This window comes from Enterococcus italicus (assembly GCF_023743875.1).
GTDB classification, from domain to species: Bacteria; Bacillota; Bacilli; order Lactobacillales; family Enterococcaceae; genus Enterococcus_G; species Enterococcus_G italicus.
Genome location: NZ_JAMRVB010000001.1, coordinates 733905 through 746642 on the forward strand (window position 1 = coordinate 733905; position 12738 = coordinate 746642).

Annotated in this window: 13 protein-coding genes; 12 read left to right on the forward strand and 1 reads right to left on the reverse strand. The window is 40.3% G+C overall.

Going from position 1 to position 12738, the window contains the following annotated elements:
• Positions 1-46: 46 nt before the first annotated feature.
• Positions 47-544 carry a DNA alkylation repair protein gene (locus NE257_RS03510; RefSeq protein WP_251886439.1) on the forward strand — a complete coding sequence of 166 codons (498 nt, stop codon included), beginning with the start codon at positions 47-49 and terminating at the stop codon, positions 542-544.
• A 59-nt stretch (positions 545-603) separates the two neighbouring features.
• Complete coding sequence (locus NE257_RS03515; protein WP_251886440.1) at positions 604-1032, forward strand: YbaK/EbsC family protein; 429 nt, start codon at positions 604-606, stop codon at positions 1030-1032.
• Between the two features lie 55 nt (positions 1033-1087).
• On the opposite strand, the gene NE257_RS03520 is transcribed toward NE257_RS03515, so the two are convergent.
• A complete protein-coding gene (locus tag NE257_RS03520; RefSeq protein ID WP_251885780.1) occupies positions 1088-2179 on the reverse strand; it encodes an iron-containing alcohol dehydrogenase family protein in 1092 nt (363 codons plus the stop codon).
• A gap of 262 nt (positions 2180-2441) precedes the next feature.
• Between NE257_RS03520 and NE257_RS03525 the strand changes: the two genes are divergently transcribed.
• The 10 genes from NE257_RS03525 to NE257_RS03570 all read left to right on the forward strand — a co-directional run bounded on the left by NE257_RS03525 (position 2442) and on the right by NE257_RS03570 (position 12734).
• The gene (locus tag NE257_RS03525; RefSeq protein ID WP_251886441.1) at positions 2442-3872 is read left to right on the forward strand and encodes an ABC transporter substrate-binding protein/permease; all 1431 of its coding nucleotides are present in this window, start codon (positions 2442-2444) and stop codon (positions 3870-3872) included.
• Positions 3865-4587 (forward strand): amino acid ABC transporter ATP-binding protein, encoded by a 723-nt coding sequence (locus NE257_RS03530; protein ID WP_251885781.1) that lies wholly within the window; start codon positions 3865-3867, stop codon positions 4585-4587. Before NE257_RS03525 ends, NE257_RS03530 begins: the two co-directional genes overlap by 8 nt.
• Positions 4588-4604: 17 nt before the next feature.
• Complete coding sequence (locus NE257_RS03535) at positions 4605-5756, forward strand: aminotransferase class I/II-fold pyridoxal phosphate-dependent enzyme (protein ID WP_251885782.1); 1152 nt, start codon at positions 4605-4607, stop codon at positions 5754-5756.
• 422 nt (positions 5757-6178) lie between these two features.
• A complete protein-coding gene (gene apf, locus NE257_RS03540; RefSeq protein WP_251885783.1) occupies positions 6179-6766 on the forward strand; it encodes an aggregation-promoting factor in 588 nt (195 codons plus the stop codon).
• A gap of 183 nt (positions 6767-6949) precedes the next feature.
• Positions 6950-7216: an ACT domain-containing protein gene (locus NE257_RS03545; protein ID WP_007208468.1), complete on the forward strand. Its 267-nt coding sequence runs from the start codon at positions 6950-6952 to the stop codon at positions 7214-7216.
• Positions 7217-7231: 15 nt separating this feature from the next.
• The gene (locus NE257_RS03550; RefSeq protein WP_251851442.1) at positions 7232-8581 is read left to right on the forward strand and encodes a PFL family protein; all 1350 of its coding nucleotides are present in this window, start codon (positions 7232-7234) and stop codon (positions 8579-8581) included.
• Positions 8582-8593: 12 nt separating this feature from the next.
• Entirely contained in the window at positions 8594-9208 is a 615-nt protein-coding gene (locus NE257_RS03555; RefSeq protein WP_251851443.1) for an HAD-IA family hydrolase, read from the forward strand.
• A 185-nt stretch (positions 9209-9393) separates the two neighbouring features.
• Positions 9394-9993, forward strand: coding sequence for a helix-hairpin-helix domain-containing protein (locus NE257_RS03560; protein WP_251851444.1), 600 nt, complete (start codon positions 9394-9396; stop codon positions 9991-9993).
• Between the two features lie 22 nt (positions 9994-10015).
• Positions 10016-10513 carry a ComE operon protein 2 gene (locus tag NE257_RS03565; protein ID WP_251851445.1) on the forward strand — a complete coding sequence of 166 codons (498 nt, stop codon included), beginning with the start codon at positions 10016-10018 and terminating at the stop codon, positions 10511-10513.
• A 103-nt stretch (positions 10514-10616) separates the two neighbouring features.
• Positions 10617-12734: a DNA internalization-related competence protein ComEC/Rec2 gene (locus tag NE257_RS03570; protein WP_251885784.1), complete on the forward strand. Its 2118-nt coding sequence runs from the start codon at positions 10617-10619 to the stop codon at positions 12732-12734.
• Positions 12735-12738: the final 4 nt, after the last annotated feature.

Below are 12738 nucleotides of genomic sequence, written 5' to 3' on the forward strand. Positions count from 1 at the left end.
ATGCAGCATAAAATAAAGTACAATTAAAAAAACGAAGTAGAAATTAATCTACTTCGTTAAAAAGTCTAACTTTTGGGGTTCACTATACCGTGAATGTCAGTATGTCGCCTTAGATTTTCTTCAAAGTCGTCAAAAAGAGTTGCATTTTGAAGATATAGAGCGTCTTTTGCCGCTGATTCAATCCAAACAATGGTGGGATTCGATCGATAGTTTTGACCAGATAATTGGCGCGATTGGGTTAGGGGATCATAGAGTGGATGAATTGATGCTTGTATGGGCAGAGGACGCTGATTTTTGGTTGCGACGTATTGCGATTGATCATCAATTAGGCAGACGCGAGAAAACGAACGAAGCATTGCTTGCAAACATTCTTTTAAAAAATATGTCTGAGAAAGAATTTTTCATAAAAAAGGCGATTGGTTGGGCATTAAGAGATTACTCCAAAACCAATCCAACATGGGTAAAACAATTTATCCAAGAACATGAAAAACAAATGCAGCCACTAAGTATCCGAGAAGGGATGAAATATGTACCAAAAGACTAATAAAGGAGTTGGAAAGCAAGAGTATTGAGGCAGTTCGTAAGTATTTTGCCGAATTTGGCATGGACGATCGCATCCAAGAGTTTGAGACATCGAGTGCGACAGTGGCGCTGGCAGCTGAGGCGTTGCATTGCGAGGAAGAGCGGATTGCTAAGACGCTAGCTTTCCAAAAAGATGATGAAGTCATCTTAATTGTGGTGGCAGGCGACCAGAAAATTGATAACCGCAAGTTTAAGGCATACTTTCAAAAGCGGGCACGCATGGTTGCTTTTGATCAGGTCGAAGAAGCTGTGGATCATGCTGCTGGTGGCGTGTGTCCATTTGCTGTAAATGAAGGAGTCAAGATTTATTTAGATATATCCTTACAAAAATTTGTGACTGTTTTTCCAGCTTGTGGTAGCAGTAATAGTGCCATTGAGCTGACCATTGATGAATTGGCTCGCTATGCCAACAGTCTGGCATGGGTGGATGTCTGCAAAGAAGTCGAGTAATAAAAAAACGAACCGTGGAAGGCACTAATAAAGCAAGTGCCTTCCACAGTTCGTTTTATTTTTTGTTTGTTATGAATGTCTCTAATTCTTTCATAGCAGCAATCACTATTTCTGGTGAAATCTCTTCAGCTAGTAAGTGAATACTTTCTTCAGGGATGGTGGCACGTTCTGCGACTCGTCGATAGTCTTCTTCGGTGAAGTGCATATTCATATCTGCTAGGCAAGTAGGTAATTCGAGCTCTTGATAAAATGGTAGGAGTTTTTCAATCTCTGGCAAATTCTTTTCAATAACTAATTGGACAAAAATCCCATAAGCAACTTTATTCCCATGCAATTGATGATGACTTTCTGGAATCATCGTAATGGCATCGTGGATTGAATGGGCGCCAGCTGTACGCCCGTATTCATCGCCGAAGCCACCAACCATACCTGCTAGTAAGATATTCGTCTCGACAACAGTTAGAAACGCGGCATTTAATTCTTGTTGATCCATCGCAGCTAAGGCATCGTAGCTATAGGTTAGTAAGTTTTCTTGACATTGTTTTGCTGCAAAGTGCGCGACTTGCACTTCAACGGGCACCGTGTCAAGTTGGCGAATGATGGCATCTCCTTCGTACCATTTAGCTAGTGTATCAGCAATCCCAGCAATCAATAATTTACGAGGCGATGCTAGGATAACTCTTGGTTCTATCAGTACCAAGGCATTGGCTTGAGGGAAGATATCAAAGCGATCCATCGCGCCATCTTCAAAATACATCACACTTAATGGAGTATAAGCGGCACAAGTTGACGCCAATGTAGGCAGGATGATTACTGGACAGCGAAGTTGATGCGCTGCTTGTTTGGCAAGGTCTGTGATTTTCCCACCGCCAACAGCTATTATTGCTTCATTCTTGCTTTTTTGAAACAATGCGACGACTTCCGATACACGCTGATCGGTACACACACCGCCGTAATATTCATACGTACTATCAAATTCACTTAAATCTGGCAAATAAGGCTTAGCTGCCTCCCAGGAATCCTTTCCATGTAAAACGAGTAGCTTTGTAAGTTTTCGAGCATTTAAATGGTCAGGGAGGGTCGACCATGAACCTTCATGACAACTATATTCTTGTGGTGCACCACGGACGATTAATTGATTAGACATTCGCTTGTCACACTCCTTTTCTATAGTGTAATAGTAGAGCAAGACGATGGAGCTGACAAGTCAATTTTTAGAAAATTTCGACGAAAAAAAGAATCATTTGTTAAAGCATTGATTCCATGGTTATTACAAGAAAAATCCTTTTAAACTGTAGATGAATGTGCTATGATGTTACTACTATGTTATGAATTTTTATACATTAAATGAATAATTAAAGGGGAGAAAATTTGTGAGAAAGAAACAGATAACGTGGGTACTTGCGATAATGGCTTGCCTGCTAACATTGGGGACTGTCATGCCAGCTGGATTCGTGAAAGCAGAGGAAACCGATGCAGAGTACCAAAAAATCAAGGATGCTGGTGAATTAGTTGTCGGTCTTTCTGCAGACTATGCACCATATGAGTTTCATGCGGAGGTTAATGGCACGGATACGATTGTCGGGTTCGATGTATCGATTGCTCAAAAAATTGCCGATGACCTAGGCGTCAAGCTTAAAATTGAAGAACTTGGATTTGATGCACTATTAGGTGCACTAAAAACTGGTAAAATAGATTTAATTATTTCCGGTATGACTCCGACTGAAGAACGATTAAAGGAAGTAGATTTTTCTGACCCGTATCTTACATCTTCGCAAAAAGTCGTGATCCGCAAGGCTGATGCTGACAAATACAAAACAGTGAATGACTTTAAAGGACAATCAGTCGGTGCGCAAAAGCAAACCACGCAGGAAGAACTAGTCAAAACTGAATTAGTCGGTGCGACAGCTGTTTCCTTACAGAAAGTACCAGATCTAATCATGAATTTGACCAATAAAAAAGTCGAAGGCGTCGTTTTAGAGCAACCAGTAGCCGAAGCATACGTTGACCGTGATTCTTCACTTACGTTGGCCGATGTTACCTTTGAAAATGGCACGAAGCAAACAGCAATCGCAATGCCAAAAAATAGTCCAGTACTTAAAGAAAAGATAAATGCTTCTATTAAAGAAATTGATGACAAAGGCTTAATGAAAACCTACCAAGCAGAAGCCAATAAATTAATGTTTCAAAAAGATCAAAATTTCTTCCAAAAGTACTATAAATATTACGTGAATGGTGCAGGTTATACAATTTTCTTAGCGATTATTGGGGTATTGTTTGGCGCGATATTTGGTGCAATTCTAGCACTTATTAAATTAGGGAAAATCCGTGTATTACGATGGATTGCTACTGCATACATCGAATATGTCCGCGGTACGCCACTATTAGTACAAATCTTTATTGTTTACTTTGGTTCAGGAATCATCGGCATAGACTTGTCAAAACTTGCGGCTGGATGTATTGCATTGGCATTAAATAGTGCTGCCTATGTCGCAGAAATCATTCGTGCTGGGATCAGTGCAGTGAATAAAGGGCAAATGGAAGCCGCTCGTTCATTGGGGATGAATCAACGCCAAGCTATGCAATTTATTATTTTCCCACAAGCGATCAAAAATATTTTACCAGCACTAGGTAATGAGTTTGTGACTGTCATCAAAGAATCCTCTGTTGTTTCCGTCATTGGTGTTTCTGAATTGATTTTCCAAGCAGGAAATGTACAAGGAGCTAGCTTCAAGCCGTTCTTACCATATGTCATTGTATCGTTGATTTACTTTGTATTGACATTTAGCATGTCGCGACTATTAGGTGTTGCCGAAAGGAGAATGAATACGAATGATTAAAATAGAAGATTTGCATAAAACATTTGGGAAAAACGAAGTACTGAAAGGCATTAATATTGAAATTGCTGCCGGTGAAGTGGTCGTTGTGATTGGTCCTTCTGGTAGTGGGAAGAGTACCTTTTTACGTTGTTTGAATTTATTGGAAACGCCGACGTCTGGTCGCATTGACTTTGAGGGAACCAATCTTTTGGCTAAAGGAGTCAATATCGATCAATTACGTCAAAAAATGGGGATGGTTTTCCAAAGCTTTAATTTATTTCCACATAAAACAGTCTTAGAAAATGTGACGATTAGTCCAATAAAGGTCAAAAAAGAAGCGTCAGCGGCTGCCAACGAAACAGGTCTAAAGTTACTAGATCAAGTCGGCCTAAAAGAAAAAAGCCAAGCGTATCCTTCAAGTCTCTCTGGTGGACAACAACAACGGGTAGCAATCGCGCGTGCATTGGCGATGAATCCTGACGTGATGTTATTTGATGAACCAACTTCTGCTCTCGATCCGGAAATGGTTGGCGAAGTATTGGCCGTTATGAAAAAATTAGCTGAAAATGGTATGACGATGGTCGTAGTCACCCATGAAATGGGCTTTGCGCGCGAAGTCGCTGACCGAGTAATCTTTATGGATGAGGGCATTATTCAAGAAGAAGGCACGCCAGAACAAATATTTGGTAGTCCTAAAAATGCTCGGACGCAAAGTTTTTTGAATAAAGTTTTGTAATAGAGGAGATAAGTACGTTGAAAAAATTAACAGTTGCCAAACGTTTTCAAAATCCAGAAGAAAATTTATTAATGGAAATCGGTATCTTAGCAAAACAAACAGAGGGACTGATTGATTTATCGATAGGTGATCCTGATTTAGATACGAACCAAACAATAATCGACTATGCAGCTCTATCAGCAAAACAAGGTCATACGCACTACACCCTTTCTGATGGCAGTCCTGAATTTGTTCAGTCGGTTATTGACTTTTACCAAAAAAATTACCAGTTAACGTTTGAAAAAAATCAAGTCCGTGCGACGGTTGGTGTCTCCCATGGCATGTATCTCGCACTTTTGGCAATTTTAAATCCAGGCGATGAAGTAATTATTCATGAGCCGTTTTTTTCACCTTATCGAGACCAAGTGTTACTTGCAGGTGGCACACCGGTTGTAATCCCGACCTTTGAAGAAGAGGACTTCCAGCTAGACAGTCAACGCTTAAAAGCTGCGGTAACAGACAAGACTAAGGCAATCATCATCAACTCGCCTAATAATCCGACAGGGGCGGTCTTTACCAAAGATACGATGAAAAAAATTGCCGACATTGCAATTGAGAATGAGCTGTATATTCTTTCAGATGAAATTTATGAAGCATTTACTTTCTATGAGACATTTACCCCAATGGCGACCTATGCTCCAGACAATACCATTACGTTTAGCGGTTTTTCCAAAGCCTTTGCGATGACTGGCTGGCGTATCGGCTACATGATTTCACCAAGTCCAGTGAATGATGTGGCAAGGTATTTAAATGAAAACATCTCCTATGCGGCGAATTCATTGTCACAAAAGGCGGGAACTTATGCATTGGATCACTTTGATGAGTTGGTGCCAGATGTCGTGGCTGTTTTCAAAGAACGCTTAGAGTATATCGAACAACGTGTCGCAGCGATTCCTTTCTTATCTATGGGTAAGGTAAAGGGCACGATGTATGCGTATATTAATACCGAAAAGACAGGCATGACTTCCGTTGCTTTCGTGGAAAAATTATTGAAAGAGACACAGGTTCTAATGATTCCGGGTACGGCATTCGGTGTCAAAACTGGGATGAATCATGTGCGCTTGGCAGCAACTCAATCAAAAGAACAGCTTGCAAAAGCTTTTGATCGCATTGAGAAGATGACATTTTGAATGGAACATTATAAAATTACGGAAAATTAAACACGTCCAATAGTTGTGAAAGCAAATACGCTTTTCTCAGCTATTGGACTTTTTTATTTTGGACGTCAAAGAAACCGATTACAATTATGAAATAATTTCACAATTTTGTAATATATAAGGATTATTTCTGCCGTTATTAGGTAATTCAATTTAAAAAATGAGAAAATCCAATGAAATTAGATTAAACAAATGTTACAAAAATTTAGGGATGAATATTGATATATCAGCATTTTAGTCGCTAGTCGATACTTGAAAAGCATTTGAATTGATATTTTTCATCTTTTTGAAACAATTCGTCATCTAACTGTCACCTATCGAGGGAAAATACTTGGTAAGATATCTCTTGTAAAGAACAACGTACTTATTCACAATATAAAGGAGAACAACCATACATGAAAATTTTTAAATCACTCGCTCTAAGTGCTGTCGCTCTAGTCGGATTCGTTGCTTATACAGGAACTGCAAATGCAGATGAAATCAACTATACAATTAAAGCAAATGATACATTATCTAGTATCGCACAAGAATATTTTGGATCATCAGATTATGTTAACCGTATCGCAACTGATAACAATATTTCAAATGTAAATCTTATCTATGTTGGTGAAACATTAGTGTTAAATACCGATGCTTCAGCTACAGTCGCTCAAACGGCTGCAACAGCTGCTTCGACAAGCCAAGCAGCAACTACTCAAACAACACAAACAACACAAACAACAACACAAAGCACGACTACCTATTCTTCAACTGCAACAGGTTCTGAGGCAGAAGCGAAAGAATGGATTGCAAATAAAGAATCAGGTGGTTCATATACTGCAACAAATGGTCAATATATTGGTCGTTATCAATTAACAAGTAGCTACCTAAATGGTGACTATTCTGCAGCCAATCAAGAAAAAGTAGCCAACGCATATGTCTTAAGTCGTTACGGTTCATGGACAGCTGCGAAAGCTTTCTGGTTAGCAAACGGTTGGTACTAAAATAAATTAACTATCTTCCTCGGAAGGTAGTTTTTTTTTTTTTTTTTGCAAAAAAAGATAGACGAACATTCAAGTATAAGTAGGTAATAAACAAATGGATTTATGAAATTATTTTGAAAAAATGGGCGGAATAAAATAGAGGTTATGCTATAATAAACAAAAATAAAAGGAGGCTTTCCATAAATGAGAGCAGTTTTAACGGTTATTGGTAAAGATAAGGTTGGTATCATTGCAGGTGTGAGTCAGGAACTTGCCAAATTAAACATAAATATCGTCGATGTGACACAGACCATTCTCCAAGAATACTTCACGATGATGATGATGCTAGAGTTACAACCAAAAGCAGATTTTGAAATGATCCGTAATCACTTAAATGGATTGGGTGAACAGCTGGGCGTAAAAATAAGCATTCAAAATGAAGAAATTTTTGATGCAATGCATAAATTGTAGGCGAGGAGAATTAAGATGGAGACAAATCAAATCTTAGAAACCATTCGCATGGTGGAAGAAGAAAACTTAGATATTCGGACGATAACGATGGGGATTTCTTTACTAGATTGTATCGATGCAGATGCTGAGAAAGCCTGTGAAAAAATTTACCAAAAAATCACCACCAAAGCCAAAGATTTGGTGAAAGTCGGCGAAGCTATTGAAGTTGAGTACGGTATTCCAATCATAAACAAGCGCATCTCTGTGACACCCATTGCCTTGATAGCTGCAGCAAGTAAAGTCGATGCACAGGGATGTGTACAGTTTGCTCGAGCGCTAGATAAAGCAGCCAAAGCAGTTGGGGTGAACTTTATTGGAGGGTACAGTGCATTAGTCGAAAAGGGCTACCAGGCAGGAGACCTGCCCTTAATTGAGTCGATTCCACAAGCTTTGGCGGAGACTGATTTTGTCTGTTCGTCAGTCAATATCGGGTCAACTCGTTCGGGCATCAACATGGATGCGGTGAAGCTAATGGGAGAAACAATCAAAAAAACAGCTGTCGCATCTGATATGGGCTGTGCGAAATTGGTTGTTTTTGCGAATGCAGTTGAAGATAATCCATTTATGGCTGGTGCATTCCATGGTGTTGGAGAAGCCGATTGTGTCATCAATGTAGGGGTAAGTGGTCCAGGTGTTGTGAAGCGTGCCTTGGAAAAAGTAAAAGGGGAATCATTTGACGTCGTAGCTGAGACAGTCAAAAAAACAGCCTTTAAAATTACACGAATGGGTCAATTAGTAGGACGTGTTGCCTCTGAGCGTTTGGGTGTGCCTTTTGGGATTGTTGATTTGTCTTTAGCGCCGACTCCAGCAGTAGGGGATAGTGTGGCGTTGATTCTAGAAGAGATGGGCTTAGAGTCAGTAGGGACACACGGTACGACCGCAGCCTTGGCCTTGCTAAACGATGCTGTCAAAAAAGGTGGTGTGATGGCTTGTAATCATGTTGGTGGCTTGTCAGGTGCTTTTATTCCGGTATCAGAGGACGCGGGCATGATCAAAGCAGTCGAAAGTGGCCTATTAAATCTTGAAAAATTAGAAGCGATGACGGCGATTTGTTCGGTTGGTTTGGATATGATTGCTATCCCGGGAGATACACCTGCAGAGTCGATTGCTGGTATGATTGCCGACGAAGCAGCAATTGGTGTAATTAATCATAAAACAACTGCTGTAAGAATTATCCCTGCTAAAGACGCACAAGTCGGCGATATGGTGGAGTTTGGTGGGTTGCTTGGTACAGCACCAGTCATGAAGATCAATCCTGCCAAGTCGACTGACTTTATTCTTCGTGGCGGTCGCATTCCTGCACCAATTCATTCATTTAAAAATTAGGAGTTTTTATTTATGTTTAAGCATTATATTTGGGATTTTGATGGAACACTGTACGACACTTATCCAGTTATTTTAGATGGCTTTGTCGCTGCATTAAAAGAGTTGCATCAAGTCGCAGACAGAAAAGAAGTCTATCGTACGTTAAAGGCGCATTCATCAAAAGAACTGGCGCACGTATTTCAATTGCCTTTCGACCAGCTAACGGCTGTGTATAAAGACATTGAATCAAAAGATCCAAGAGTGCCCATTCCGTTTCAAGGAGCGAAAGAAATTTTGGAGTGGGTAGTCGCTAGTGGTCATACTAACTATATTTTGACCCATCGCGATACGCCAGGAACCAAAGAACTATTAGAAAAAGATGAATTACTCGATAACTTCAAGGAAATCATTGGCTCAGAAAGTCCATTTCCAGGAAAGCCGGCACCAGATGCCATTCAATACTTGATGGAAAAATATCAAATGAATCCAAATGAAACGGTCATGATTGGTGATCGAAATATGGATATCTTAGCTGGCAATGCAGCTGGCGTGAAAACCATCTTTTTTGATGAGGATCAACTATTAATTGATGTGCCTGCAACGTATGAAGTGAACGAATTACTCGCAATTCGTGCCATCAATTCATGATTTTGGGACGTACATTAGTTTGTGGTACAAAGTTTGAGTCGATTAGATAAAATTAATTACTATAAAATAGATCAGGAAAGCCAAAAGTTTAAAAAAACTTGCGGATTTTCTGGTCTTTTTGCTTTCATTGAATAATTCTATCTCAGTTTCTTTTTTTGCGTAACTATTGACGAGGTGGTAATTGGATGAAAAATACGAGTGGGAGTACAAAGCAATATTTGGTGATTGGCAGTATGCTAGGTCTTGTTGGGATAAGTATTGGTGTGTGGTTCTTTCTTTTTCAAAATCCCAAAGAGGATGTATGGACTGACGTCTCGGTGCCAACCGAGCAAACGACCCAAACAACGACGAGTGTGCCGCAGCAAATTATTCTAGTAGACATCAAGGGAGCAGTCAAAAAGCCCGGAGTCTATGAGTTGCCTATCAATGCACGGCTGCATGAGTTAGTTAACGTAGCAGGTGGATTGACAGATGATGCAGAGGATCGACAAGTGAATATGGCGATCGTGTTAGCGGACCAACAACTTGTCTATATTCCCAGAAAAGGAGAAACAGTTGAACAAACCAATCAAACCCCGCAAGCAGGCAACGAAAGCAAAGTCAATATTAATACTGCATCAGCTGAAGAACTACAGACATTAACGGGTATAGGAGAGAAGAAGGCACAGGCAATTATTGATTATCGAACACAAAACGGCAACTTTCAATCAATTGACCAATTGACCGAGGTGGACGGCTTTGGTGAAAAGACTGTTGAAAAATTACGCGACTCGATTACAATATAAGAAAACGAGATTGGAGACATACATGACAAACGAACGAATTCCTTGGGATCAATATTTTATGGCTCAAGCAGTATTGTTATCACTGAGAAGCACGTGTACTAGATTAGAAGTCGGAGCGACATTAGTTAAGGAAAAGCGCATCATTGCCGGTGGCTACAATGGCTCGGTGAGTGGCGATACGCATTGTATCGATGAGGGGTGTGCGATGGTAGATGGTCACTGTATTCGTACCATCCATGCGGAGATGAATGCGCTCTTGCAATGCGCAAAATTTGGGATCTCGACCAATGGCGCAGAAATTTATGTAACACATTTTCCTTGCTTGCAGTGTACGAAATCCATTCTACAAGCAGGAATCAAAAAAATTCATTATTTACATGACTATCATAATAATTTGTATGCGCAAGAGCTAATGGCGCACGTCGGAGCGGAAATCCACCAGGTAACCTTACATCCGCACTACTTTGAGAAGCTTTCAAGTGGAGTGCTCACCAATCCGCACACTTCAAAAGAATCGTAATCAATATTCTTTGCCTGTCCTGGCAGCTACTTGTCTCTTTTATAGCTGGTATAGCCGTAGCGTGTTCCTTCTTTTTATTGCTCTTTTTTATAGTTGTATTTTTATGTTTCGTAAGCAGTACTTTTTACTAGCATTGGGAGGTATTTTAAGTGTCGGCATAGTCGCACGTGAGTCGTTTCTGGCAACGCCATTTGTATCGAGTGAACAAAGCCAAAATCTGACGATACAAATCGCAGCCGATACGATTGTTGTAAATGGTGATTTGGTGAAATTCGATGGTAAGGTGGGAACGAACAAGATCAAGTGTACCTACCTTGTGTCGTCCGAGCAAGAAAAGCAAGATTGGACGAATAGGATGAATTGGCAACGACAAATCAAGGTGAAGGGAACATTTGTGACACCAGCTAAAAAAACCAATCAATATGCTTTTGACTATCCAGCCTACCTAATTGCCAATCGTTATACTGGTCAATTTGCAATTGAGCACATCATACAAGTCCGTCCATTGCCAATGAGTATATGGCGACTTGTCCATCAGCTCAGAAGTTGGGCGATTGCCAGAGTGGAGCGATATATCAGTCCTAAAATAGGCTATTTAGTGAATGGTCTTTTATTTGGGTACCGTCAAGTTGAATTTTATGATGAATTAACTTCTTTTACACAAAATGGGTTGTTACATCTATTTAGCATTTCTGGGATGCACGTCTATTTTTTTCTAGGGTGGGTAGATTGGTTCTTTCGTCGCATTGGTTTAAGTTTTCAGGCTCAACTTGGACCATTTTTAGTCCTTTCCTTTTTGCTAGCTTGCTTTTTTGGTGTTTCGAGCAGTATATTGCGAGCTATTTTCATGTACTTGCTTTATTGGGTGGGAAAAGAAGGCGCGCTAAGACTTAGCGGGACTGATCGCTATGGCATTGTTTTGGCTAGTTGTCTATTGATTGAACCACGTACACTCCTACAGCTATCCAGTCAACTATCATTTGCCTTTTCCTTTTTCCTATTATTTGTGACGGTCTCAGTATATACACATTGGCAAAAGCTACTACATGCGCAGGTGATTCCTTTCATTAGTGCACCTCTTTTAATGTATTTTTTTTATGAATGGCCGCTGTTGAGTGGGGTTTTCACCTATTTATTGATGCCTCTTTTTGACGTATTACTGTTACCATTGGCGACGGTCCTTTTTCTCGTGTGTAGAGTGCCATTGATTGGCACAATAGTAGAAAATCTATTAATTATTTTAATGACTAGCAGTCGGTTCCTTTTAACGGTCTTCCCCAAGATCGTTTTGACGAGTGGTCAGCCATCTCTTCTACTGATAATTATCTGTACAGTCGTGGGCATTTGGTCTTTTGAAAGGAAAAAATATGGATTCATGGTCACGAGCTGCTTATTGCTACCATTTCTTGGAAGTCGCCTCGTTCCTTTTGAAAAAGTCACTTTTGTTGATGTCGGGCAAGGCGATGCTATAGTCTTGCAAACAAAGTGGAATCGTGAGGTGTATGTCATCGATACCGGTGGCCGCATTGCGTATGAGCGAAAGGATTGGCAAGAGCGAAAAACTGAGGCGAGTGTGATGTATTCTTTGGTGCCCTATCTGAAAGGTGAGGGGATTGCAAAAATCGATGGCTTATTTTTAACACATGGAGATATGGATCATTTGGGGGATGCGGATGAATTGATGCAAGCAATCAAGGTGGAAAACGTCTACCTTGGCAAAGGAAGCCTAGCAAATGAAAAAGTACAAGCGTTGTACTATACATTCAGTCAGCACGTTCACTTTCAGGAAATAGCGACTGGTACCAAAGTCGGCAAGCAACGAGACTTACTTGTCCTGTCACCTGAAGATGGCAAGGGAGAAAATAATGATTCATTAGTGCTATATACTCGCTGGGCGAATCGTACGTTTTTATTTACTGGTGATCTTGAAGAAGAAGGAGAGCGTGACTTTCTCAGCCGATATGGGGACTTTTCTGTTGACGTCCTAAAAGTCGGCCATCATGGCAGCAAAACTTCTTCTAGCCCTGAATTTATTGACTCGCTTACTCCAAAAGAAGCCATCATTTCCTGCGGTCGTAACAATCGCTACAAGCATCCACATCAAGAAACATTGGCTACGCTAAAGGCACATGGAGTACACATATTTCGTACAGACCAAAATGGCATGATACAGTATCGGAGCGGCTTATGGAATCAGCGAACTTTTTATTTAAAAAAGTAGCATT